The organism is Paenibacillus thiaminolyticus (assembly GCF_003591545.1).
Taxonomy (GTDB): Bacteria; Bacillota; Bacilli; order Paenibacillales; family Paenibacillaceae; genus Paenibacillus_B; species Paenibacillus_B thiaminolyticus_A.
Genome location: NZ_QYZD01000005.1, coordinates 180,069 through 204,916, shown reverse-complemented (window position 1 = coordinate 204,916; position 24,848 = coordinate 180,069). Strand labels below are relative to the sequence as shown.

Sequence of the window (24,848 nt, the reverse complement as noted above, 5' to 3'; positions counted from 1 at the left end):
CCCTCTTATTTGTCCCTTGCCCGCCTATCTGGAAGCGGATTGACCGACTTGGCATCTTCGACGTTATCGTTCACGAAGGCCATGTCCTGGTTTTGGGCTTTCATTTTCGTCGTGCCTTTGTAGTTGCCGCGATGCGTTTTATTTTCCATCGTTTCTTGCACCTCTTTTCTTCCTGAGCTAATTGATGCGGGCGGTTATCAAGGCCCGATTCTTACTTTTTGCCGATGGCGGATGACTTATCCACTCGCCGTGCACAGGGAGCCGAACCCGGAATATGTAGACAATTCGGAAAAAATCCAGTCGATGACTAGGTTTTTTTTGTGTTGTTGGTTATAATGGTTAAGGAATTTTTGCGTCTTTTATACAGTAATGGTCGATGATAGGGCAGGCCTTGAATCCTGCCGGCACAATGGACTTATGGATAGAGCACATCGAATGAAGGAGTTGTCATTATAAATGGCTTTGAAAGCTGGTATCGTCGGACTGCCGAATGTCGGCAAATCGACGTTGTTCAATGCGATTACGCAAGCGGGGGCGGAATCCGCCAACTACCCGTTCTGTACGATCGATCCGAATGTCGGCGTGGTTGAGGTCCCCGATGAGCGTCTGGACAAATTGACTGAGCTCGTCGTGCCGAACAAGACGGTGCCGACGGCATTCGAGTTCGTCGATATTGCCGGCCTTGTTCGCGGCGCGAGCAAGGGCGAAGGGCTCGGGAACAAGTTCCTGGCTCATATCCGCGAGGTGGATGCGATCGTTCACGTCGTCCGCTGCTTCGAGGATGAAAATATTACGCACGTGAACGGCAAAGTGAATCCAGTTAGCGATATCCAGACCATCAATCTGGAATTGATTCTAGCGGATCTTGAGTCGGTCGAGAAGCGTCTCGATCGGACGAAGAAAAACATGAAAAGCGGCGACAAGAAATTCGCCCAGGAGGCCGAAGTGCTGGAGCGCCTCAAGGAAGTGCTGTACAATGATCAGCCGGCACGGAGCCTGGAACTAACCGATGACGAGAAGCTGCTCGTGCGCGATCTGCATCTGCTGACGATGAAGCCGGTGCTCTATGCGGCGAACGTAAGCGAGGACGGCGTAGCGGAAGCGGACGCTAATCCGTATGTGCAGCAAGTGCGCGACTTCGCGGCGCAGGAGAATGCGGAGGTCGTTCCGATCAGCGCCAAGGTCGAGGCGGAGATCGCGGAGCTGGACGGCGAGGACAAGGAGATGTTCCTGCAGGAGCTCGGGCTGGAAGAGTCCGGTCTGAACCGGCTCATCAAGGCGGCATACCGTCTGCTTGGGCTGTATACGTACTTCACGGCGGGCGTACAGGAAGTGCGCGCGTGGACGATCCGCAAGGGCATGAAGGCGCCGCAGGCGGCGGGCGTCATCCATACCGACTTCGAGCGTGGCTTCATCCGGGCGGAAGTGGTGTCTTATGACGATCTGGTCGCGGCCGGATCGATGAACGTCGTGAAGGAGCAAGGCAAGCTGCGGCTGGAAGGCAAGGAATACGTCGTGCAGGACGGAGACGTCATGCACTTCCGGTTCAATGTATAGATAAGAGCATGCGCCGATTGCCTGGCGGCGGCATATTGCTGTTGATAGCCTCGGGTCATTCGGGGAATCGGATATTTGAAAATAAAAAGCAAGTTGCATATCAGAAAGAGGTGAACGTGATATGTTGGACCGTCTGCAATCTTTGGCGGATCGCTATGACAAATTGAGCGAGCTGCTGTGCGATCCGGATGTGGCGAACGATCCGAAGAAGCTGCGCGACTATTCGAAGGAACAGTCCGATTTGCAGCCTGCGTACGAAGCCTATATGGAGTACAAAAACGTGATAAGCGAGCTGGATGCGGCGAAAGCCATGCTGCAGGAAAAGCTGGACGATGACATGCGCGAAATGGTGAAGATGGAAATCGAGGAGCTGGAGGAGCGCAAGGTCATGCTGGAGGAGCGCATCCGCGTGCTGCTGCTCCCGAAGGACCCGAACGATGACAAGAACGTCATCGTCGAGATTCGCGGCGCGGCCGGCGGCGACGAAGCGGCGCTGTTCGCGGCCGATCTTTACCGCATGTATACGCGCTACGCCGATGCCCAGGGCTGGCGTACGGAGCTAATGGAAGCGAATATCAGCGATCTGGGCGGATTCAAGGAAGTTATCTTCCTCGTCTCCGGCAAGGGCGCATACAGCAAGCTGAAATACGAGAGCGGCGCGCATCGCGTGCAGCGCATTCCGGCGACGGAATCAGGCGGCCGCATTCACACTTCGACCTCGACCGTCGCTGTCATGCCGGAGATCGATGAAGTCGAAGTGGAGATTCTCGACAAGGACATCCGCGTCGATACGTTCTGTTCGTCCGGCGCCGGCGGGCAATCCGTCAACACGACGAAGTCGGCCGTGCGGGTAACCCACATTCCGACAGGCATCGTGGCGACCTGTCAGGACGGCAAGTCGCAGAACGACAACAAAGGGAAGGCCCTTCAAGTACTGCGGGCCCGGATCTTTGATATCAAGCGGCAGGAAGAGGAAGCCAAATACGCGGGCGAACGGAAAAGCAAGGTTGGTACCGGCGATCGCAGCGAGCGCATTCGCACGTACAACTTCCCGCAGAGCCGCGTGACGGATCACCGCATCGGCCTGACGATGCACAAGCTGGATCAGGTGATGAACGGGGATATGGAAGAGATTATTCAGGCGCTGACGCTGACCGAACAGGCCGAGCTGATGGAGCGGGAGAATCACGCATGAGCCGGCCCGGCGGATCGGCGCAGGGAGCGCAAGGCTCCTTCCGCCTAGCCTGGCCGTTAACGATAAGAGAAGCCTGGGTGCAGGCTTCTTCTTTTTTGGCGGCTGGCGGGGTGGAGGATGCGCCGCATCATGCGGAGCTGCTGCTGCGCAATGTGCTCGGCTGGGAGCGGGCGGCCTATCTCGTGCGGCTGCCCGATCCGATGACCGAAGCGGCCTGCCGTCCGTACGAGGCCGCGATTGAACGGCGGGCCGGGGGCGAACCGACCCAATATATTATTGGGGAGCAGCATTTCTACGGCCTGCCGTTCGCGGTGTCTCCGGATGTGCTGATTCCGCGCCCGGAGACGGAGCTGCTGGTCGAGGCGATCGTGGCCGAAGCGGATCGCCTCTGGCCGGCCGGGACCGCGCTGCGGGCGGCCGATATCGGCACCGGCAGCGGCGCCATCGCCTGCACGCTGGCGCATCTACGGCCGTCCTGGCGGGTGACGGCGACCGATATATCGCCCGCGGCGCTCCGCATGGCGCAATCCAACGCCGAGCAGCTCGGCTTAGCGGCGCGCCTGAGCTGGCGCGAGGGCGACCTGCTGGCGCCGCTCGCCGGCAGCGGCTTGGACGTGCTCGTGTCCAACCCGCCGTATATCCCGGCCGCCGAGATCTGCGGACTCATGCGCGAGGTGCGCGATTATGAGCCGCGCACGGCGCTGGACGGCGGAGCGGACGGGCTCGACCCGTACCGCCGCATCGCCGCCATGCTGCCGCTGCTCGCCTGCCCGCCGCGCCTCATCGGCTTCGAGGTCGGCCAGGGCCAAGCCCGCGACGTCGCTGCGCTGCTGGAGGCGGCAGGATACGGGGAGCGTCTCGTCATCGTGCCGGATCTGGCCGGCATCGAGCGCCATGTCATCGGCGTGCGCCCTTCGCGCCCGGATGATGGGGAGGCGGCTGGCCGCCGTGGAGCGGAAGAAGGCACGGCAGAATCAGGTCGCTGAGCACAGGGGTCCAGAGCAACTATCGATCGAATCTTTCAACGAGTGCCTATAAGCATGTAAATCGCTAGATAATATTATGTTCATTTTTGATAGAGTTCCTCTCCTTCGCAGCCTGTCTCCCAGGCGGGCCGGGGCGTGGGACTCTATTTTTTATTCTATGAATTGTGAACCGCGGACGTTTAATCCAGCCGCTGCCGGACATACTGATAGACAAGAGGCGCGCCCAACCTCACAAGGAGTAGAAGAACATGAAATCACGGATGTTCGTACTCGGTCTCCTGCTGGCCATCGTCGCCGCAGGGACATGGATGCGTTGGGATCAAGGCCGCGCGGCAGCGGCTGTGGAAGAAGCAGGCTTGGCAAGGATAACAACGGCGGAAGCCGGACAGACGACGGCAGCGGCGATACCCGAGGATGCGATTCGGCTGCGCGTGCTGGCGAATTCGGACACGGACGACGATCAGCGGGTGAAGCGGCTGGTGCGGGATCGCATCGTCGAGCAATTGAACGGCTGGCTGGGGCAGCACACCGCTCCGCAGACGCGGGAGGAGGCCCGGGAATTCATCGCCGCCCATCTCGAGGAGCTGGAGAACACGGTCGCCCGAACGCTGGCGGATGAAGGCATGCCGTATTCGGCGAGGCTGACGCTGGGCGAGGTGCCGTTCCCGGCGAAGCTGTACGGCGGCCAGGTTTATCCGGCGGGCATGTACGAAGCGCTGCTCGTTACGCTGGGCGCGGGGGAAGGCCAGAACTGGTGGTGCGTACTGTTCCCGCCGCTCTGCTTCATTGATGGCGATACGGGCCAGGCGAAGGCGGAGGACTCCGGTGCCGGAAGTGAGAACGTCTCATCAGCAGCAACTGGGCAGGATGGAGCTACAGCGGGCGAGGCAAGCGGGACAGCCGGAATGGACGGCGGCTCCGCCGCTTCGGGAGCGGAGCCAAGTACGGATGGCGGAACGGAAGTGCGCTTCTTTTTGTGGGATATGCTGGTAAGCTTGCTACAATGGCTGGCAGAGGTGTGGAATGCTCTTATCGGTTAAATTATAGGTTCCTCTGTATGCTGTTGATTCGATATCGGTTTGATAAGGTTGCCGACCGTCGCGGGCGGGCTGGGCGGGTCCGCATGCTGGACGAGCTCTCGGCAATTATGGTACAACTAGAAGAAGACATCAATTCGACGGGATGGACTGGGAGATGCCGAAGCTCTTTTGGCATCTTTCTTGCGTTGATCCCCATCTGAGACAATAAGGAATGAACGTCATGAATCGATTCAATGAACCGAAGCTTGTCGACCAGGACCAGGCGGCGGAGGGTGCTGCCGGCCTTGGGGAAGAAGCGACGAAGCGGTGGACGGTCGACGCGGAGCGGCCGCTGGAGGGACAGCCGGCTATTATGGAGGCGGCGGCCCTGCTAGCTGCGGGCGGTACAGTCGCCTTTCCGACCGAGACGGTCTACGGCCTCGGCGCCGACGCACGCGATACGCAGGCCGTCGAACGCATCTTCGCGGCCAAGGGGCGCCCGTCCGACAATCCGCTCATCGTGCATATCGCCGATAGGGCGATGCTGGATGAGCTGGTCGAGCCGTTCGGCGCTACGGCGCGGCGCCTGATGGACCGCTTCTGGCCCGGCCCGCTTACGATCGTGCTGCCGGCGCGCCCCGGGGCCGTCTCGCCGCGGGTGACGGCCGGCCTCGCTACGGTCGGCGTCCGCATGCCGGCGCATAGTACCGCGCTGGCCTTGATCCGCGCCGCCGCTTGCCCAGTCGCTGCGCCAAGCGCCAACCGTTCCGGACGCCCGAGCCCGACGCGGGCCGAGCATGTCGCCGAAGATCTGGACGGCCGCATCGGGGGCATCGTCGACGGCGGACCGACCGGCGTCGGCGTCGAATCGACCGTCGTGGAGCTGCACGGCGAACGCATTCATGTGCTGCGCCCCGGCGGCGTGACGATCGCCATGCTGCGCGAGATTGCCGCCGATGTCACGATCGACCCAGCTGTCGATCCGGACGGCGCATTGGCGGCGCCCGCGGCGCAGGAAGCCGGCGAGACGTCCGCGGCGCCGCGCTCCCCGGGCATGAAATATGCCCACTATGCGCCGCAAGGCACGCTCACGATCGTGCAGAGCGCCTCGCCGGAAGCCGCGGCCCGCCGCATCCAGGCGGAGCTCGACGCCGCACGCGAGCGCGGGGAGCGCACCGGCGTGCTCGCCTTCACCGAGCATGCCGCGGCCTACCGCGCAGATGTCGTCGTCCCGCTGGGCAGCGTGTCCGCGCCGGAGGAGGCTGCGCACCGGCTGTATGAAGGGCTGCGCCGCTTCGACGAGGAGGGGGTTGGCTTCATTATGGCGGAAGCCTGTTCCACCGAAGGGATCGGATTGGCGGTCATGAACCGGCTGCTGAAGGCCGCCGGCCACCGCGTTATCCGCTGCTGAACGAGCGGGATACCCGCTGGCTTCCCCGTTTCCCGCCTTGAAGGACTTGTCATCATTGCCTCCTTGTCCGCATACGCTGATCTCAGACGATGGGACAAGGGGAGAACGCGATGTGGGAGACGGCAGTACCGGCAGGTCAGTGGATCACAATAATCGTCATGGCCGTGGCACTCGGTTTCGACGCCTTTTCGCTTTGTCTAGGCCTCGGCATGAGAGGAGTGCGCTCGATGGAGATGCTCCGCATCAGCGGAATTATCGCGCTGTTCCATGTCGCGATGCCGCTGCTTGGCGTCTTGACGGGCCATTATGTCAGCTCCATTCTTGGACATGTGGCGGTGATGGCCGCCGGCGGGCTGCTCATTATGCTGGGCGGACATATGATCTTAAGCTCTTTCCAGAGCGGCTCCCCAGGCACTCTCTATGAGATGTCAATCTGGGGAACGCTGCTGTTCGCTTTGAGCGTAAGCGTCGATTCGTTCTCCGTCGGCGTGTCGCTTGGCATGTTCCATACGAACCTCATGGTGACCATCGTTGCCTTCGGTCTGGCCGGGGGAGCGATGTCTGTGATTGGATTGGTGCTCGGCCAGCGGGTCGGAGCCACTATCGGAGAGTACGGGGAAGCGGTCGGAGGAGCGATTTTGCTCACCTTCGGCATTCTCTTTTTGCTGCCGTAACGGTTGAATTGTGATTCGAAGAGACATTCGGGTACGATATGGATGACGGGACCCTCTCCTTGGGGGAGTGGTCATGATGACGAACGTGACAACATCCGCCGTTGATGCAGCGGACGGAGTTATCGATAAGCAGGTAGCCGGGACGCTCGCAGCCGTGCCGCCTTACCGAAAATAGAATCACATACCATCCAAAGGAGTGACGGCCTATGAACCGGATATTATTCGTATGTACAGGCAACACCTGCCGCAGCCCGATGGCGGAAGCGATGCTCCGCCAGTTAGCCGCCGAACGGGGGCTAGAGCTGGAGGTCAAGTCGGCGGGCGTATCGGCATGGGATGGGACGCCGATGTCGAATCATGCCGCTGCCGTGCTGAAGGAGCATCATGTTGAGGGGTACGAGACGTTCGCTTCGACGGCGCTGAAGGAAGCCGAGGTGGCTTGGGCTGATCTTATCTTGACGCTGACCGTCGGCCATAAGAGCCATGTGCTGCAGCGGTTCCCCGCTGCGGCCGACAAGACATATACACTGAGGGAATACGCGGAGCCGCAAGAAGGCGGTTCCGGGGAACGCGATCGGCTGCAGGAACTGGCCGCCGAGCTGCAGCTGAAGCAGGCGCTGGGACAGGAACCGACGCCGGAGGAGCGGACGAAGCTGGCCGAACTGGAGCGCCTCTGCCCGAATCCGGATGTCGCGGACCCGTTCGGCGGTTCGCTGGAGGAATATCGGATGACCGCGCTGCAGATCCGGGAGGCGCTGCTCGTCGTGGTGGACAAGTTGGCCCCGCCTGACACAAAGTGATTGCATTTCCGTGGCGCATCCCTTATTATCGAAAATAGATGAATGGCACTCGGTGTAACTGGCGACGGAAGTGGGAGAACCACGGTGGAGCATCGAGTGATATACGGCCGGTCGCCTGGGCGAAAGAGCAATGTATGGTTACGGCCATGCTATGCTCTTTTTTCTTTTTTTGAGAGTCCGCTTTTGATCACGAAGTGAAGCAGGAAGTAACTCGGCATCGAATCTTGCATTCACTCTCGAAAAGCGTATGCTTCCGAAGTATGTTTCCTGCGGAAACATTGTAGCTGCTCATGTAGTCTTGCCTACACTGCGCTGCTCCTTACAAGTTTTGCGGAGCAAAACTCGCTTCGAAAGCATCCGCTTCAAGTTCTTGCAACCTTCTCGGTGCTGAAAACCGGCCTTTTTGAACACGCGCTTCAAAGCAAATAAGGAAGGGATGCACCCCCTTGTTCCGATGCCAGCGCAAGAGAATCAGGCTCTCGGCAAAATGATGCCGAAGATGCGGGCCAACCGTTCGAAAATTGGTTATAATGGACAGACAGCATATTGTTTCCTGGAGGGGCCTGTGGCCTCGCCGAGGGAATGATGGGATGGAGGGGACGTATATGAAAATTGCAATTGGAGCGGATCACGCAGGTGTGAAGCTGAAGGACGGTATTATCGCGGTTATTCGGGAACTGGGGCATGAAGTGGAGGATCTCGGCTGCCATTGCACCGATTCAGTCGATTATCCGGATTATGCCGTGCCTGTCGCCGAGAAGGTGGCTGCGGGCGAAGCCGATCGGGGAATTCTCATCTGCGGAACCGGGATTGGCATGTCCATCGCCGCGAACAAGGTGCCTGGTGTGCGCTGCGCGCTTGTACATGATCTTTTCTCCGCGAAGGCGACGCGGGAGCATAATGATTCGAACGTGCTCGCCATGGGGGAACGGGTCATCGGCCCGGGTCTGGCGGAAGAGATCGTTCGCGTCTGGCTCGGCACGGAATTCAGTCAAGGGGAGCGCCATGCAGGCCGCATCCGCAAGGTGGGGGAAGCCGAGCGCAAGTACAACCCGGCGCCGTAGCGCATCAGCGAGGAGGAAGCGACATGAATTCTTCTTATGAGCGGCAGGCCGAGCAGGCCGCACGGGAACTGGCGGCTGCAGCGAAGCTTGCTCCGGGCCAACTGGTCGTCATCGGCTGCAGCACAAGCGAGGTGGCCGGCGAGCGTATCGGCACGGCCGGCACGCTTGACGTTGCCCGGATGCTGTTCAACGGGCTGAATGTGCTGCGGACCGAGTTTGGCCTGCAGCTCGCTTTTCAATGCTGCGAGCACCTGAACCGCGCGCTGGTCGTGGAGCGCCGCACGCTGGAGCAATTCCGGCTGGAGGAGGTCGCCGCGGTGCCTGTCCCGCATGCGGGCGGTTCAATGGCGGCACAGGCGTACCGCATGCTGCCGGACGCATGCCTGGCCGAATCCATCGAGGCGCATGCCGGCATCGACATCGGCGAGACGCTGATCGGCATGCATTTGCGCCGCGTGGCCGTTCCGCTGCGAACGGAGCTCCGCACCATCGGCAGCGCCAGGGTGACGATGGCGTCGACGCGGCCGAAGCTGATTGGCGGCGAGCGGGCGGTTTACCGATTGCCGGACGATAGCGGAACTTCATGCGACTGACGCGGTTCAGCGGCCTGTTTTCGCAAAGTTGATTTTTAATTATGATTAACGATGAAATGGGAGGGCTTGGCCAATGGTAGAACATTTACGACAATCGGATCCGGAAGTGCTGAAAGCGATGGATTTGGAGCTGCAGCGTCAGCGGAACAACATCGAGCTTATCGCTTCGGAAAATATCGTAAGCGAAGCGGTCATGGAAGCGATGGGGACCGTCCTGACGAATAAATATGCGGAAGGCTATCCAGGCAAGCGCTACTATGGCGGCTGCGAGCATGTCGACATCGTCGAGGACATTGCGCGCAACCGCGCGAAGGAGCTGTTCGGGGCCGAGCACGCGAATGTGCAGCCGCATTCCGGCGCGCAAGCGAACATGGCAGTCTATCTGGCAGCCCTGAAGCCGGGAGACACGGTCCTTGGCATGAATCTGGCGCATGGCGGCCACTTGACCCATGGCAGCCCGGTCAATGCTTCGGGCTTATTGTATAACTTCGTGGCCTATGGAGTCGAGGAGGACACGTTCCTCATCGATTATGACAAGGTACGCAAAGCCGCGTTCAAGCATCGTCCGAAAATGATCGTTGCCGGCGCCAGCGCCTACCCTCGCATCATCGACTTCGAAGCGCTCGGCTCCATCGCCAATGACGTAGGCGCGCTGTTCATGGTCGATATGGCGCATATCGCCGGACTGGTGGCCGCGGGTCTGCATCCAAGCCCGGTTCCGCATGCGCACTTCGTGACGACGACGACGCACAAGACGCTTCGCGGTCCGCGCGGCGGAATGATTCTGTGCCGTTCGGCCTGGGCGCAGGCGATCGACAAAGCCGTCTTCCCGGGCACGCAGGGCGGTCCGCTCATGCATGTGATTGCTTCCAAGGCAGTCGCGCTGGGCGAAGCGCTGCAGCCTTCCTTCAAGCAGTATGCGGCAGAGGTCATCGAGAATGCGAAAGTGCTGGCAGCGACTCTGGTCGAAGAAGGGCTGAACATCGTATCCGGCGGCACCGACAATCATCTGATGCTGATTGACACGCGCAACGTTAACATTACCGGCAAGGATGCGGAGAAGGTGCTGGATTCGGTCGGCATTACCGTGAATAAAAACGCGATTCCGTTCGATCCGACGAGTCCGTTCATTACAAGCGGCATCCGCATCGGCACGCCGGCTGCGACTTCACGCGGCATGGATGTCGAGGCGATGCGCACGATCGGCAAGGTGATTGCCATGACGCTGAAAAACCCGGCCGACGAAGCGACGATGGCGACCGCGCGCCGGATGGTGCAGGAGCTGACGGCGCAATACCCGCTGTATCAGACGTTAAAATATTAATCCGACATATAGTCCGGCTTTTCCCCGGGGCGGCAGCTCAGGGGAGGGCTGGATTTTTTATGTAAGGAGATGCTGCCAGCCGCTTATATATAGTCCCATAGACGGAGGAAATGTAAAAAAGAACACAAACTTTATTTTTAATCCAGGTATAACCAGAGGTCGGGATGTCACTAATAGGGATAAAGCCGATGTGATACGATCGGCCAGGCGAGAAATGGGAGCCATAAAGTGATCTTGAAAACGTGCAGATACAAGGCGGGAGTGTTATAATAGGCCTGTTTGACGATGAATATGAATTGCTGGACATTATCTAGAAAGCAACATGAGTAAAAAGCGGAGGGACATGTTATATGAGCAAATTGATCATTTGCGATCATCCTTTGATTCAACACAAATTGACACTGATTCGTGACAAGCGCACGAACACGAAAGATTTCCGCGAGTTGGTCGACGAGGTCGCGACACTAATGGCGTATGAGATTACGCGCGAGCTTCCACTGCAGACATCCACTGTGGAGACGCCGGTGGCGGAGACGGAATGCAAGGTCATTTCCGGCCGCATGCTTGGCTTGATTCCGATTCTGCGGGCCGGCCTGGGCATGGTGGAAGGGGTAGTGAAGCTGATTCCGGGGGCCAAGATCGGACATGTCGGTCTATTCCGCGATCCAGAGACGTTGAAGCCTGTTGAATACTACACGAAGCTGCCGACCGATGTGCATGAGCGGGCGCTTATCGTCATCGATCCGATGTTGGCGACCGGCGGCTCGGCGATTGCTGCCATTGATGTGCTGAAGAAGCGCGAATGCACACAGATTAAGCTGATGTCCCTCATTGCGGCGCCGGAAGGGGTCAAGGCGGTTCAGGATGCGCATCCTGACGTCGATATTTATTTGGCCGCGCTGGACGAGCGTCTGGACGACCACGGCTACATTGTGCCGGGATTGGGCGATGCGGGCGACCGGCTTTTCGGTACGAAATAAGGCATATCGCTTAATGAATGTGGCATAAAGTGCCGATAATATGGTATAGCATGCCGATAATATGGAAATAGCGGAGGAGAACGAGATGTCGAAACTGAAAGTGATGACGGTGTTCGGTGTCCGCCCGGAGGCGATCAAGATGGCGCCTCTTATTCTGGAATTGCACAAGCATCCGGACCAGATCGAATCGATCGTCTGCGTGACGGCCCAGCACCGTCAAATGCTCGATCAAGTGCTGGACGTGTTCAACATTCGGCCGGACTACGATCTGGACATTATGCAGGCCCAGCAGTCGCTGAACGATATTACGATCAGGGTGCTGCAAGGGCTGGAGCCGGTGCTGAAGGAGGCGAAGCCGGACATCGTGCTTGTGCACGGCGATACGCTGACGACATTCCTGGCCAGCTATGCCGCATTCATGCAGCAGATTCCGGTCGGTCACGTCGAGGCGGGATTGCGCACGTGGAACAAGCTGTCGCCTTATCCGGAAGAGATGAACCGGCAGCTGACCGGGGTGTTGGCGGACTTGCATTTTGCTCCGACAGAATGGTCTGCGAACAACCTGAAGCAGGAGAACAAGAAAGAATCATCGATATATGTCACAGGCAACACAATAACAGATGTGTTTCAATATACAGTACGTTCCGATTACACCCATGAGGTGCTGGAATGGGCACAGGGCAAGCGCCTCGTGCTGATGACGGCTCACCGCCGGGAATCGCAAGGGGAGCCGCATCGCAATATTTTCCGTGCCGTGCGGCGCATCGCCGATGAATTCGAGGATATCGCAATCGTCTATCCGGTGCATCCAAGCCCGGCTGTTCGTGTTCCGGCACATGAGATGCTGGGCGATCACCCGCGGATCAAGCTTATCGAGCCGCTCGATGTCGCTGATTTTCACAACATCTATCCGCACACGCATCTTATCCTTACGGATTCCGGCGGCATGCAAGAAGAGGCGCCGTCTTTTGGCGTACCCGTACTTGTGCTTAGGGACACAACCGAGCGTCCGGAAGGCATTGAAGCGGGCACGCTGGAGCTTGTCGGCACGGACGAAGAGAAGGTGTATAGCCGAACCAAACAATTGTTGACCGATCAGGAGCTATATTCCCGGATGAGCCAAGCGGCGAATCCATACGGGGACGGGAAGGCATCCCGGCGTATTGTCAGTGCGATTCTTCACAGTTTCGGGCGACAAACGGAGCGTCCGGAGTATTTTCACACAAAGTTCACAATTTGAATTCGGAGCATCTTCTATACCCTAACGTACCAGCATACAGTGATACTGTACGGTTTACGCGGATTTTTACGACATCGAGAGACAAAATACAACGTTTTCATCCTTATAAATACAAGGTTTTAACGAATTGACAAAATCTCGCATTGTTCAGTAAAATGAATGGGAATTATTAGCCTATGAAGACTTCGAAACGCAATGACAGCGCTTGGTTCATCGCTCTCAGCATCGGTGGGGCCGGTGTCACGCTCGCCGTGTACATCGTCATCGGATATTTTGCGGGGAAATGGCTGGCGCAAGCGTTGGACGGGCCCAAGCTGTGGCTGGCCGTCGGCATGATCGCCGGGATGTGTCTCGGCATCATGAACATTATTTATTTTGTAAGGAAGTTCATGGGGGAACAAGATGAATGATATGACTTCGATTGTCCATGCCGTGACCAGGGTGGCATTCATCCTGATGTCGATGTTCCTTCTCGTATGGGCTTTTTCACCGGAGCACCGCCCTTATGCAGCCGGCTTGACGCTAGGAACCGTCGCCGGTCTCATTAATGCGCGCTATTTGTCGATGAAGGTGAGACAGTTGGCCGAACTTGCCGCCAGTCAGACAAGTCAAAGATTCAGTCTTGGACTCGTTACGAGAATGTGTATCGTTCTCCTGGCCGTGATGATCGGCATGAAGTTCGAACAGGTGTCGCTTGTGTCGACTATTGTTGGACTGATTGTCATGCAAGTCATGACCATTATCGTCAGCGTCATTATGGAATGGAGAAAAGGTGAATAAGCAGCTTATTGGAAAGGGGTGAACACATTTATGCACTCAGCACCGATTATCGAGGTTGGCGGGCTACAGTTGGATTTATCCATCATACTGACGCTGCTCATCAGTGTAGTCATCGTATTTATCATTGCACGATTGGCCGTCCGCAATCTGTCGGTCGAGAACCCTTCCAAAATGCAGAACTTCATGGAATGGGTTGTCGAATTCGTACAGGGGATTATCGGCAGCGCGATGGATTTCAAGAAAGGCAAGGCATACATCTCCTTAGGGATGACGCTTATCTTGTTTATTTTTGTATCCAACCTGCTGGGGTTGCCGTTCGCGGTCATCACGGAGGCGCACCATCCGGTAACGATCTTCGGCAAGGAGATCATTACGACGAGCCAACAGGTCTTCAATGACCTCGCTGCCAAAGGCAAACCGGAGAGCGTCCATCTGCTATGGTATAAGTCGCCAACGGCGGACATTTCCGTAACCTTCGGTCTGGCGTTCATGGTCTTCGTCATCGTGAACTTCCTAGGCTTGAAGAACAACCGCAAGCACTACTTGAAGCATTATCTCGAGCCGTTCCCGATTTTCCTTCCATTGAACATTGTGGAAAACCTGGCGAAGCCGGTCGCGCTCGGCATCCGTCTTTACGCGAACATTTTCGCGGGGGAGGTCCTGATAACGACGCTTATTGGAGCGGGCGTCTTCGGTCTTCCGTTCCTCGCGGCGTGGCAAGGCTTCAGTATCTTTATCGGCGCATTGCAGGCTTTCATCTTCACGATGTTGACGATGGTCTACATCGCGCAAGCGTCCGTGCATGAAGAGCATTAACAAACTCTGCCGAATCCATCATTTTGATGAGCTACTTCGGGTGAGACATATACACAAAGCAATTCACAAATACATGAATTTGAGGAGGACTTTTCTAATGGGTATGTTAGCAGCAGCAATTGCAGTAGGTTTGGGCGCATTGGGCGCAGGTCTTGGTAACGGTATGATCGTAAGCCGTACGGTGGAGTCGATTGCCCGCCAACCGGAAGCCCGCAACATGTTGCAAACGACCATGTTTATCGGTGTCGGTATCGTCGAGGTTATTCCGCTCGCAGCTACAGTTATCGCATTCCTAGCAATGTTCTCTTAATGAATAGACAAACGGTCTGGCGGGGAAGGCCGATGCCATCCGCGCCTTCGTTTTGTACTTGCGCGTCATGTTAACGGAAAGGAGTGACTGTAGTGGATTTCGTGTGGTCAAATTTCGTGTTAGCGATTATCGCTTTCCTCATCCTATATTTTTTGCTTCAAAAGTATGCATTTGGGCCTTTGTTCAGCGTCATGGAGAAACGCCGCGAGCTGGTCAAGCAGCAGCTCGACGAAGCAGCCACCAGCCGGACGCAAGCTCAGACTTACATCGAAGAGCAGAAGCAGGCTCTCGATTCTGCCCGCAAAGAAGCTTATGACATTATCGAGCAGGCGAAGCAGACCAGCGTTAGACAGGCCGACGATATCATCGGTCAGGCGAAGGCCGAGACAGCACGCTTGAAGGAAGAAGCTGCCCGCGATATCGAGAGCGAGAAGAACAAGGCTGTGGCTGCCCTGCGCAATGAAGTCAGCGGCATGTCTGTCGCCATCGCTTCGAAGCTTCTTCAGAAGCAGGTGGACGAAAAGGATCAAGATCAATTGGTTGACCAGTACCTGAAAGAGGTAGGGGGCAAACAATGAGTAAAGATATAGCGAAACGTTATGCCAAAGCGTTGTTCGATCTGGCATCTGAGCGCAAAGCCGTTGCCGAGACCGAACAGCAGTTGAAGGCTGTCGTGGAAGTCATGAACTCGACTTCGGAACTGTACGTCCTGTTCTCCGCGCCGAACATTGATGTCAGCGTGAAGCAGGCCATTCTTCGGCAGGCGTTCGAAGGCGAAGTATCCGAGATTGTCCTGAATACGCTGCTGCTCCTGACGGAACGGGGGCGCATCCGCATCCTTCCCGACCTGGAGACTCACTTCGTCCGCATCGTCGGCGAAGCGACCGGCGTGACTGATGCCTACGTGACTACTGCCTTTCCGCTGGACGAGGCCGGGAAGCAAGAGGTTGCCGCCCAGTTCGGGCAGATCCTCAACAAGACGATCCGCGTTCACAATGTGGTCGATGCTTCGATCATCGGCGGCATGAAGGTGCGCATCGGCGACGTCTTGTATGACGGAAGCTTGTTCGGCCAACTAGAACGTATTCAAAAAACGTTGAAAACACAAGTACGTTAAACGATATAAGCACGGAAGAATGGGGTGAAGCGAATTGAGCATCAGACCTGAAGAAATCAGCACACTGATTAAAAGTCAAATTGAGAACTACAAGGCTGAGATCGAAGTGGCCGAAGTCGGCACGGTTATCAATGTCGGTGACGGAATCGCCCGCGTTCACGGTTTGGAGAATTGCATGTCCGGGGAGCTTCTGGAGTTCTCCAACGGCGTCGTAGGCATGGCTCTCAACCTGGAGGCAGGCAACGTTGGTATCGTTATTCTTGGTCCTTACACCGATATTCGCGAAGGGGATCAAGTCAAACGTACGGGTCGCATTATGGAAGTGCCAGTAGGCGAAGCGCTGCTCGGGCGCGTCGTGAATTCGCTCGGACAGCCGGTTGACGGCAAGGGAGAAATCGCGACGACGGAATTCCGTCCAGTGGAATCGAATGCCCCAGGCGTCATTGACCGTAAATCGGTTCATGAGCCAATGCAAACCGGGATTAAAGCGATTGACTCGATGGTGCCAATCGGCCGCGGACAGCGGGAGCTGATCATCGGCGACCGTCAGACCGGGAAGACGACCATCGCTATCGATACAATTATTAACCAAAAAGGCAACGGCGTAAAATGTATTTACGTCGCTATCGGCCAAAAGCAATCGACCGTAGCCCAAGTCGTAGAAACACTGCGCCGCCACGGCGCATTGGAATATACGATTGTCGTTACGGCAGCGGCATCCGAACCGGCGCCGCTTCTCTTCTTGGCACCGTACGCAGGCTGCGCGATGGGCGAGTATTTCATGTACAAAGGCGAGCACGTACTGGTCGTATACGACGACCTGACCAAGCAAGCGGCGGCATACCGCGAGCTCTCCTTGCTCCTTCGCCGTCCTCCGGGCCGCGAGGCATATCCGGGCGACGTCTTCTATCTCCATTCCCGCTTGCTGGAGCGCGCAGCGAAGCTGAGCGATGAGAATGGAGGCGGCTCCTTGACGGCATTGCCGTTCATCGAGACGCAAGCGAATGACGTATCGGCGTACATTCCGACGAACGTCATCTCGATTACGGACGGGCAGATCTTCCTGGAGTCCGATCTGTTCTTTGCCGGCCAGCGTCCGGCGGTTAACGTCGGTATTTCCGTATCCCGCGTAGGGGGCTCGGCTCAGATCAAGGCGATGAAGAAGGTCGCCGGCACACTGAAGCTGGATCTGGCCCAATACCGCGAGCTGCAGGCTTTCTCCCAGTTCGGTTCCGATCTGGACAAATCGACGCTCGCCCGCCTGGAGCGCGGCGCCCGTCTGATGGAAATCCTGAAGCAGGGTGTGAACGAGCCGCTTCCGGTCGAGAAGCAGGTCGTCAGCATCTATACGGCGACGAGAGGCCATGTCGACGATATTCCGGTTAAGGATGTTCTTCGCTTCGAGCAGGAGCTTCATATGTACCTGCAATCGAACAACGATGAAATCTATCAATCGATCCGGGATACGAAAGATTTGACCAAAGAAAATGAAGAGGCACTGGTGCAAGCGATCGCCAAGTTCAAGAAGAGCTTCGCCGTGTCGAGCTGATTATAAAGTAAATAGGCAAGCCGGGAAGCCAATGGCGGCCCGGCCTGCACAGGGATGAATTCCGCTTTGCCTCCCGCAAAGTGTGAAAGGCAGGTGAAGGTAAGTGGCTAAAGGGATTCTCGAAATACGACGTCAGATCAAGAGCGTACAGAGTACACGGCAGATAACGAAGGCAATGGAAATGGTTGCGGCAGCGAAGCTTCGCCGCGCGCAGGAGAAGGCGGAAGCGGCTCGTCCTTATGCGGATAAGCTCAAGGAAGTCGTCTCCAGCATCGCCGCAGGCACGCAAGGCATTCAGCATCCGATGCTCGCGAAGCGTCCGGTGAAGAAGACGGGATATCTCGTCATTACTTCCGACGGCGGATTGAAGGGCGGCTATAATGCCAACGTGCTCCGCAAAGTGACGCAGGTCATTAACGAGCGTCACCGTTCGGTGGATGAATATGCATTGTTCGTCATCGGGCGCAAAGGCCGCGATTACTTCCGCAGACGGGAAATGCCGATGGTGGAGGTCGTGACGGAGCTGCCGGATTCTCCAACCTTCGCGAATATTAAAACAATAGCTTATAAAGCTGTGAAATATTTCGAAGAAGAGCAGTACGACGAGCTCAACCTGTTCTACAACGAATTCGTCAACGCGATCACGCAGGTGCCGGTCGAGAAGCGTCTTCTTCCATTAGATGATGACGCATTGGGCGGAGAGACCACCAGTTATGAGTATGAACCTTCGCCGGAGGTGGTGCTGCATGATCTGCTTCCGAAATATGCAGAGACGCTCATCTACAGCGCGCTGCTGGATGCGAAGGCAAGCGAATTCGGCGCGCAGATGACCGCTATGGGCAGCGCGACGAAGAATGCGACGAAGATGATCAACTCGCTGACATTGTCTTATAACCGTGCGCGCCAAGCGGCGATCACGCAGGAAATTTCTGAAATCGTAGCTGGAGCGAACGCTCAAGCTTAGCGGATAACGGGATAGCGCAAGTTTTCAGTAGGAGGGAACGAGATGAACAAAGGACGCGTGATTAGCGTAACCGGTCCGGTTGTCGACATTGAGTTCGAACGCGGTCAACTTCCGGAGATTTTGAACGCGATCAAGATTGAACGAAAATCGACGACTCCTGGCGCGCCTGACATCAACTTGACATTGGAAGCATCCGTCCATCTGGGCGATGACGTAGTGCGCTGCGTCGCGATGTCTTCGACAGATGGTCTGGTGCGCGGCATGGAAGCAACCGATTTGGGGCATGCGATTACAGTACCGGTAGGCGCGGTGACACTGGGCCGTGTCTTCAACGTACTGGGCAATACGATTGACAATGCGGGGGACGTCAGCCGCGAGCTGTCCAGCCCGATTCATAAGCCGGCTCCTAGCTTCGACGAGTTGACGACGCAAGCGGAGATTCTGGAGACCGGGATTAAGGTCATCGACTTGCTTGCTCCGTACGTCAAAGGCGGTAAGATCGGCCTCTTCGGCGGTGCGGGCGTAGGCAAAACCGTTACAATCCAGGAGCTTATCAACAACATCGCGCAGGAGCACGGCGGGATTTCCGTCTTCGCCGGCGTAGGCGAGCGTACCCGTGAAGGGAACGACCTCTATCATGAAATGAGAGACTCCGGCGTTATCAACAAGACGGCGATGGTGTTCGGTCAGATGAACGAACCGCCTGGAGCGCGTCTGCGTGTTGCTTTGACCGGTCTAACGATGGCGGAATATTTCCGTGACGAAGAAGGCCGCGACGTGTTGCTCTTCATCGATAACATTTTCCGATTCACGCAAGCGGGCTCCGAAGTATCCGCCCTGTTGGGCCGGATGCCTTCCGCGGTAGGCTACCAGCCGACGCTGGCTACCGAGATGGGACAATTGCAGGAACGGATCACGTCGACCAAAAAAGGTTCTGTTACATCCATTCAGGCCATTTACGTGCCTGCGGATGACTATACGGACCCGGCGCCGGCGACGACGTTCGCTCACTTGGACGCGACGACGAACCTTGACCGGAAAATTTCCGAAATGGGTATTTTCCCGGCGGTCGATCCGCTGTCTTCGACATCCCGCGCTCTGTCGCCGGATATCGTCGGCAAGGAGCACTATGATGTGGCGCAAGACGTGAAGAAGCTTCTTCAACGCTACAAAGAATTGCAAGATATTATCGCCATTCTCGGTATGGATGAGCTGTCGGAGGATGACAAGCTGACGGTTGCCCGGGCGCGGAAGATTCAACGCTTCCTGTCCCAGCCGTTCCACGTTGCCGAGCAGTTCACGAACATCGCCGGGAAATACGTGCCGGTCAAGGAAACGGTTCGCAGCTTCAAGGAAATTCTCGACGGCAAGCACGACGACCTTCCGGAAGCGGCATTCCTGTTCGTGGGCACCATCGAAGAAGCGGTGGAGAAGGCAAAGACGCTGTAAGCGGCTTGACGTCAAACGGGCTGTCCGGAACGGATAGTTCCGGATGGAACGGAAGGAGGAACCGCAGTTGAGCACCTTTTTATTGGAAATCGTCACACCCGAGCATAAAGTGTTCGAGGATCAAGTGAACATGATTACCGTCAAGGGCGTGGAAGGTGAACTCGGCATTTTGGCAGGACATATCCCGATGGTAACGCCGCTGCAGGTCGGGCCGATGAAGATTAAGACAGGCAGCAAGGACCTATGGCTTGCTGTTCATGGCGGATTCGTGGAAGTACGCAGAGACAAGGTCGTTGTCCTTGCGGAAAGTGCGGAGCTGCCGGAAGAGATCGACATCGAGCGCGCGAAGGCAGCAAAGGCGCGTGCGGAACAACGCCTGGCAATGGCTCGACGGAGCAAACAGGATCACGTCGATTTCCGCCGTGCGGAATTGTCACTCCAACGTGCCGTAACACGGATCCAAGTGTCCCAACGGAACGTGTCACGATAATAGACTCAAGCCGAGGCGCTGTTCGCGTCTCGGCTTGATTTGTATCCGGAGGGCTTGCGCATTGCCTTGCCGCCGGAATTGACCCCAGGTTAGTGGAACGCAGCCGCCCCGGCTTCCGTTGGGTGCGGACATTCGATGCAAGCCTTCCGCAACAACGCTTCCTCAACGATGAATCTTACATCATTCTTTTAGATCATTCTTTCTAAGCCGATAGTATTAATAGGCTTTACCTCTCTGGATTTATATTCGACCGAATATGTCTGCATTATCACAAAAGCTTCTTTGAAATGCTTCTATTGACCCGTCACGGTGAATAAAATATAGCAATATGTCCATTTGCCGCTCTACGAAAAGGAATACAGATTATGCCAGGATTTGCATAGACGGGATTGGTAGGTTTTGTTATAATTGTGGCGGGTTTAGAACCATTCAATATAGGGTTGTCTGTAATACGATAGCTGCGACGGAGGGGATGTCTTTGGAGTACATCAACAATTACGTCATCGTGGCCATTTTTATCGGACTCGGTATTTTTCTGCCGGTGGCCGCTCTGACAGCAGGCCGGCTGCTCAGGCCGAAGAAGCCGACAGACATGAAACAAACAACGTATGAAAGCGGTAACGATCCGGTTGGTGTGGGACAAGTTCGGTTTAACATCCGGTACTATTTGTTTGCGCTTATGTTTGTCATTTTCGATGTGGAAACCGTTTTCTTGTACCCGTGGGCGGTTGCGTACAAGCAGCTTGGTCTGTTCGCGCTGGTTGAGATGCTGATTTTTGTCGGATTGCTGTTGGTTGGTCTAATTTACGCCTGGAAAAAGAAGGTGTTTCGATGGGACTCTCTTTAGAATCAATCACGTTGGAAGAGCGGCAGGAGCTGGAGCGCAACGTTTTTTTCGGCACGTTGGAGCAATTGAAGGGGTGGGCGCGCAGCAACTCGCTATGGCCGTTGACGTTCGGTCTCGCCTGCTGCGCGATCGAGATGATGGGCACCGGCGCTTCGCACTATGATCTGGACCGCTTCGGCGTCATCTTCCGGACTTCTCCCCGCCAGTCGGATGTCATGATCGTGTCCGGAACCGTAACGAAGAAGATGGGGCCGCTGTTGAAGCGGCTGTACGATCAGATGCCTGAGCCGAAATGGGTCATCGCCATGGGCTCCTGCGCGACGGCCGGCGGGCCTTATGTCAAATCGTATGCGGTCATCAAAGGCGTCGATCAGATTGTTCCGGTCGATATCTACATTCCGGGCTGCCCACCGAATCCGGCAGCATTGATTTACGGCATTAACAAGTTGCAAGCGAAAATCCGCTACGAAGCGAAGACGGGAAAGCGGGTGACGGATGCGTGAGCAAGGAAAAGAAGGATCAGGAGGCGGTTCAGCCGCCGCTAGAAGCTGAGAAGGAAGAGAAGGCTGAAAGGTCCGGCAAGCCCGGCAAGGCCATGAAAGAAGATCAGACCGACAAGGCTGTGAAGGGTGAGGAACCCGATCAAGCTGAAAAAGACGTACGGGTGAAGGAAACCGATCAAGCCGAGACAGGCGTACAGGTGAAAGAAGCCGGGCACAACGAGAATGAGAATGCCGGCGCCAGCGGGAAAGTCGAGGAGCCTTCTGCCGTACAGGAAGGGAAGGAAGCGGAACGAGCGGAAGCAGTTGCGCCGAATCGGGAGGACGCCGAACCGCCAGCGCCGGTGGACAAGGCGAAGCGCGTGCCGCTTAGCGAGGAGGAGAAGGCCGCCCGCCTGAAGGCGGCGGAGGAGCGGCGCGCCGCGAAGGCGAAGGCCACGGCCGAAGGAGGCGCGGACTCCGCGGGAGCTGCGGGCGAACGGCCTGCCCGGGCAGCGGCTGCCGCAGCCGGCGACAAGCCTGAGCGGCCGGCACGCGCACCACGGGCGAAGGCGAGCGAGGAGCCGCCGAAGCCGAAGGAGCCTTCTCCGAAGCAGCCCGTACTTGATGCGCTGGTCGCCCTGCTGAAGGCGGAGGTGGCCGAGGATGCGGTGGAGACGGCTGTCATCAATGAAGAGAACGGGCATTTGCCGACGATTACCGTGAAGAATGAGCATTGGTTGGCTTGCGCAAGCCTGCTTCGGCATCATCCGGAGTGGTCCTGCAGTTACTTACGGAATCTGGCTGGCGTAGACCATGAGGCTCATCTCGAGGTTGTATACTATTTCATCAATTTATCCACTAAGGCCGAGGCGGCCGTTCATGTCAAAACCGATCGCGAGCAGCCGTCCATTGCTTCGGTAACGCCGATCTGGCCTACTGCGAATTGGTGTGAACGGGAAGTGTATGACCTGCTGGGCATCGATTTTCCCGGGCATCCCGATTTACGCCGCATCATGATGCCGGATGATTGGGTCGGCCACCCGCTGCGCAAAGACTACGAGCCGTTGGATTCGGAGGTGTAATCACCCTTGATTCGCACAGAAGAACTGCTCTTGAACGTCGGTCCTCAGCATCCGAGCACACATGGCGTTTTTCGCATTGTCGTGAAGCTTGACGGCGAAGTGATCAAGGAAGCGACCCCTGTGATGGGCTACCTGCACCGGGGGACGGAGAAGCTGGCCGAGAACCTCAACTACACGCAAATTATCCCTTATACTGATAGAATGGACTATGTGTCCGCGATGACGAATAACTATGTGCTGGTCCATGCCGTCGAGAAAATGATGCAGCTGGAAATACCGGAACGCGCCGAATTTCTCCGCCTGATCGTAATGGAGCTGCAGCGCGTGGCCAGCCATCTCGTCTGGTGGGGCACCTACCTGCTGGACATCGGGGCGATGAGCCCGTTCCTGTACGCATTCCGCGATCGCGAAATCATCATCGATCTGTTCAACGAGCTGTGCGGCGCGCGGCTGACCTACAACTATATGCGGGTCGGCGGCGTCAAGTGGGACGCCCCGCCGGGCTGGATTGACAAGGTGCGCGATTTCATTCCTTACATGCGCAAGCGATTGAAGGAATACGACAAGCTGGTAAGCGGGAATGAGATCTTTTTGGCCCGGATCAAAGGTATCGGAACCTATGATGCGGAGACCGCCATCGCCTATGGGCTGAGTGGAGCGAATCTTCGCTGCACCGGCGTGAAGTGGGATCTGCGGAAGGATGAGCCGTACAGCCTGTACGATCGCTTCGAGTTCGATGTCCCGGTGGGAACGGGCGGCGATTGCTACACGCGCTACGTCCTCCGGATGGAGGAGATTCGCCAGAGCCTGCGCATTCTGGAGCAGGCGGTGGAACAATTCCCGGGAGAAGGCGAGACGATGGGCAAGGTGCCGCGCGTCATCCGCCCGCCGGAAGGAGAGATCTATGCGCGGATTGAATCGCCGCGTGGCGAGATAGGCTGCTATATCGTATCCCGGGGCAAGCAGGAGCCTTACCGCTTGAAGTTCCGGCGTCCATCCTTCGTCAACCTGCAAATCCTGCCGAAGCTGCTCGTCGGAGAGACGATGACGAACCTTATTACGATATTGGGCGGGGTTGATATCGTCGTCGGGGAGGTGGATTGCTAGTGCAAGAACTAATCCAACAATCGCTCACCTGGACGAATGCCTTCATCTTTCTGGGTTGGGCCATTGTCATGCTTCTTGTCGTTCTGGGCTTCGTCACATATGCGATCTATTTCGAGCGGAAAGTGATCGGCTGGATGCAGTACCGCCACGGCCCGTCCCGGGTCGGTCCATTCGGGCTGCTGCAGACGGTTGCGGATATATTCAAGCTGCTTCTTAAGGAAGATACCATTCCGCGCAAAGCCGATCGGGCCTTGTTCATTCTGGCGCCCGTCATCGCCTATGTGCCCGCGTTCGCCGTCCTGGCGACGATCCCGTACAGTGAACGGCTCGGCTTTGCCGATTTGAATGTGGGCTTGCTCTACTACGCCGCTCTCTCCAGCATTACGACTATCGGCATCATTATCGGCGGCTGGGCCTCCAACAATAAATATTCACTTTTGGGCGGAATGCGCTCTGCAGCGCAGATGATCAGCTACGAGATTCCACTTGTCATTTCCGTCGTTGGCATTATTCTATTGAATGGATCGCTCAGTTTGCGTACCATTGTAGAAGGGCAGGGCAATTATTTGTGGGAATGGAATCTGTTCCCGCAGATTATCGGCTTCGTCGTCTTCCTCATTGCGGGGATATCCGAGCTGAACCGGACTCCCTTCGATTTGCCGGAGGCGGAGTCGGAGCTGGTCGCTGGCTATCATGTGGAGTATAGCGGCTTCCGGTTTGCCTTTTTCATGCTGGCGGAATATGTGTACGTGTTCGCGCTCTCTGCGCTGACGACGGTGCTGTTCCTCGGCGGCTGGCATCCGCCATTTCCGTTCCTTGACTTTATTCCGGGAATTTTATGGTTCGTGCTCAAATTTTCGTTCTGCGTCTTCTTCATCTTCTGGCTGCGGGCGACGATGCCGCGCATTCGCGTGGATCAGCTGATGAGCTTCGGATGGAAGGTGCTGCTGCCGCTGGCGCTTCTGAATGTCTTCTTGACGGCGCTATATATCGAATTATTCAACAAATAGGC

Annotated in this window: 28 protein-coding genes and 1 riboswitch; of the genes, 27 read left to right on the top strand and 1 reads right to left on the bottom strand. The window is 56.8% G+C overall.

The genetic code is table 11. The annotated features are described in order from the left end of the window. Positions 1–5 precede the first annotated feature (5 nt). On the bottom strand, positions 6–149 hold the full coding sequence (locus DQX05_RS30630) for a hypothetical protein (protein WP_182914679.1): 144 nt from the start codon (positions 147–149) through the stop codon (positions 6–8). Positions 150–456: 307 nt separating this feature from the next. Here DQX05_RS30630 and ychF point away from each other — a divergent pair, with 307 nt between their 5' ends. The 27 genes from ychF (at position 457) to nuoH (ending at position 24,846) form a co-directional block, all read left to right on the top strand. After that, on the top strand, positions 457–1,557 hold the full coding sequence (gene ychF, locus DQX05_RS08685) for a redox-regulated ATPase YchF (RefSeq protein WP_119792699.1): 1,101 nt from the start codon (positions 457–459) through the stop codon (positions 1,555–1,557). 121 nt (positions 1,558–1,678) lie between these two features. Next, positions 1,679–2,752: a peptide chain release factor 1 gene (prfA, locus tag DQX05_RS08680; RefSeq protein WP_119792697.1), complete on the top strand. Its 1,074-nt coding sequence runs from the start codon at positions 1,679–1,681 to the stop codon at positions 2,750–2,752. Next, positions 2,749–3,738, top strand: coding sequence for a peptide chain release factor N(5)-glutamine methyltransferase (prmC, locus tag DQX05_RS08675; protein ID WP_119792696.1), 990 nt, complete (start codon positions 2,749–2,751; stop codon positions 3,736–3,738). Before prfA ends, prmC begins: the two co-directional genes overlap by 4 nt. A 248-nt stretch (positions 3,739–3,986) precedes the next feature. Continuing rightward, positions 3,987–4,778 carry a stage II sporulation protein R gene (gene spoIIR / locus DQX05_RS08670; RefSeq protein WP_182914678.1) on the top strand — a complete coding sequence of 264 codons (792 nt, stop codon included), beginning with the start codon at positions 3,987–3,989 and terminating at the stop codon, positions 4,776–4,778. A gap of 211 nt (positions 4,779–4,989) precedes the next feature. Further along, the gene (locus tag DQX05_RS08665) at positions 4,990–6,168 is read left to right on the top strand and encodes an L-threonylcarbamoyladenylate synthase (RefSeq protein ID WP_182914677.1); all 1,179 of its coding nucleotides are present in this window, start codon (positions 4,990–4,992) and stop codon (positions 6,166–6,168) included. A 110-nt stretch (positions 6,169–6,278) separates the two neighbouring features. After that, positions 6,279–6,842 carry a manganese efflux pump MntP gene (locus tag DQX05_RS08660; RefSeq protein ID WP_119792694.1) on the top strand — a complete coding sequence of 188 codons (564 nt, stop codon included), beginning with the start codon at positions 6,279–6,281 and terminating at the stop codon, positions 6,840–6,842. A gap of 206 nt (positions 6,843–7,048) precedes the next feature. Beyond that, on the top strand, positions 7,049–7,642 hold the full coding sequence (locus DQX05_RS08655) for a low molecular weight protein arginine phosphatase (protein WP_119792692.1): 594 nt from the start codon (positions 7,049–7,051) through the stop codon (positions 7,640–7,642). A 44-nt stretch (positions 7,643–7,686) separates the two neighbouring features. Beyond that, positions 7,687–7,770, top strand: a riboswitch (ZMP/ZTP riboswitch). 477 nt (positions 7,771–8,247) lie between these two features. Next, on the top strand, positions 8,248–8,706 hold the full coding sequence (gene rpiB / locus DQX05_RS08650; protein ID WP_119792690.1) for a ribose 5-phosphate isomerase B: 459 nt from the start codon (positions 8,248–8,250) through the stop codon (positions 8,704–8,706). Positions 8,707–8,729: 23 nt separating this feature from the next. Further along, positions 8,730–9,299, top strand: coding sequence for a TIGR01440 family protein (locus DQX05_RS08645; protein WP_119792688.1), 570 nt, complete (start codon positions 8,730–8,732; stop codon positions 9,297–9,299). A 73-nt stretch (positions 9,300–9,372) separates the two neighbouring features. After that, entirely contained in the window at positions 9,373–10,623 is a 1,251-nt protein-coding gene (locus DQX05_RS08640; RefSeq protein ID WP_119792686.1) for a serine hydroxymethyltransferase, read from the top strand. A gap of 350 nt (positions 10,624–10,973) precedes the next feature. After that, positions 10,974–11,603, top strand: coding sequence for a uracil phosphoribosyltransferase (gene upp, locus DQX05_RS08635; RefSeq protein WP_119792684.1), 630 nt, complete (start codon positions 10,974–10,976; stop codon positions 11,601–11,603). An 85-nt stretch (positions 11,604–11,688) separates the two neighbouring features. Then, complete coding sequence (wecB, locus tag DQX05_RS08630; RefSeq protein WP_119792682.1) at positions 11,689–12,843, top strand: non-hydrolyzing UDP-N-acetylglucosamine 2-epimerase; 1,155 nt, start codon at positions 11,689–11,691, stop codon at positions 12,841–12,843. 176 nt (positions 12,844–13,019) lie between these two features. Then, positions 13,020–13,253, top strand: a complete 234-nt coding sequence (locus tag DQX05_RS08625; RefSeq protein ID WP_119792680.1) for an AtpZ/AtpI family protein — start codon at positions 13,020–13,022, stop codon at positions 13,251–13,253. Then, complete coding sequence (locus tag DQX05_RS08620) at positions 13,246–13,623, top strand: ATP synthase subunit I (RefSeq protein WP_119792678.1); 378 nt, start codon at positions 13,246–13,248, stop codon at positions 13,621–13,623. Before DQX05_RS08625 ends, DQX05_RS08620 begins: the two co-directional genes overlap by 8 nt. 30 nt (positions 13,624–13,653) lie before the next feature. Next, positions 13,654–14,439, top strand: coding sequence for a F0F1 ATP synthase subunit A (gene atpB / locus DQX05_RS08615; protein WP_119792676.1), 786 nt, complete (start codon positions 13,654–13,656; stop codon positions 14,437–14,439). A gap of 97 nt (positions 14,440–14,536) precedes the next feature. Beyond that, positions 14,537–14,749 carry a F0F1 ATP synthase subunit C gene (gene atpE / locus DQX05_RS08610; RefSeq protein ID WP_005544835.1) on the top strand — a complete coding sequence of 71 codons (213 nt, stop codon included), beginning with the start codon at positions 14,537–14,539 and terminating at the stop codon, positions 14,747–14,749. Between the two features lie 92 nt (positions 14,750–14,841). Continuing rightward, on the top strand, positions 14,842–15,327 hold the full coding sequence (gene atpF / locus DQX05_RS08605) for a F0F1 ATP synthase subunit B (protein ID WP_119792674.1): 486 nt from the start codon (positions 14,842–14,844) through the stop codon (positions 15,325–15,327). Then, positions 15,324–15,866: a F0F1 ATP synthase subunit delta gene (locus tag DQX05_RS08600; protein WP_119792672.1), complete on the top strand. Its 543-nt coding sequence runs from the start codon at positions 15,324–15,326 to the stop codon at positions 15,864–15,866. The genes atpF and DQX05_RS08600 overlap by 4 nt, the downstream gene beginning before the upstream one ends. Before the next feature lie 34 nt (positions 15,867–15,900). Further along, entirely contained in the window at positions 15,901–17,415 is a 1,515-nt protein-coding gene (gene atpA / locus DQX05_RS08595) for a F0F1 ATP synthase subunit alpha (protein ID WP_119792671.1), read from the top strand. Positions 17,416–17,518: 103 nt separating this feature from the next. Next, positions 17,519–18,379, top strand: a complete 861-nt coding sequence (atpG, locus tag DQX05_RS08590) for an ATP synthase F1 subunit gamma (protein WP_119792669.1) — start codon at positions 17,519–17,521, stop codon at positions 18,377–18,379. A gap of 42 nt (positions 18,380–18,421) precedes the next feature. Continuing rightward, a complete protein-coding gene (atpD, locus tag DQX05_RS08585; protein WP_119792668.1) occupies positions 18,422–19,828 on the top strand; it encodes a F0F1 ATP synthase subunit beta in 1,407 nt (468 codons plus the stop codon). 67 nt (positions 19,829–19,895) lie between these two features. Next, on the top strand, positions 19,896–20,318 hold the full coding sequence (locus DQX05_RS08580; RefSeq protein WP_119792666.1) for a F0F1 ATP synthase subunit epsilon: 423 nt from the start codon (positions 19,896–19,898) through the stop codon (positions 20,316–20,318). 472 nt (positions 20,319–20,790) lie between these two features. Continuing rightward, positions 20,791–21,165 carry an NADH-quinone oxidoreductase subunit A gene (locus tag DQX05_RS08575; RefSeq protein ID WP_040734613.1) on the top strand — a complete coding sequence of 125 codons (375 nt, stop codon included), beginning with the start codon at positions 20,791–20,793 and terminating at the stop codon, positions 21,163–21,165. Then, a complete protein-coding gene (locus DQX05_RS08570) occupies positions 21,150–21,668 on the top strand; it encodes a NuoB/complex I 20 kDa subunit family protein (protein ID WP_087444369.1) in 519 nt (172 codons plus the stop codon). The genes DQX05_RS08575 and DQX05_RS08570 overlap by 16 nt, the downstream gene beginning before the upstream one ends. Beyond that, a complete protein-coding gene (locus DQX05_RS08565; protein WP_119792664.1) occupies positions 21,665–22,729 on the top strand; it encodes an NADH-quinone oxidoreductase subunit C in 1,065 nt (354 codons plus the stop codon). The genes DQX05_RS08570 and DQX05_RS08565 overlap by 4 nt, the downstream gene beginning before the upstream one ends. Positions 22,730–22,735: 6 nt before the next feature. Further along, complete coding sequence (locus tag DQX05_RS08560; RefSeq protein ID WP_119792663.1) at positions 22,736–23,836, top strand: NADH-quinone oxidoreductase subunit D; 1,101 nt, start codon at positions 22,736–22,738, stop codon at positions 23,834–23,836. Then, positions 23,836–24,846 (top strand): NADH-quinone oxidoreductase subunit NuoH, encoded by a 1,011-nt coding sequence (gene nuoH, locus DQX05_RS08555; RefSeq protein WP_119792661.1) that lies wholly within the window; start codon positions 23,836–23,838, stop codon positions 24,844–24,846. The genes DQX05_RS08560 and nuoH overlap by 1 nt, the downstream gene beginning before the upstream one ends. Positions 24,847–24,848 lie beyond the last annotated feature (2 nt).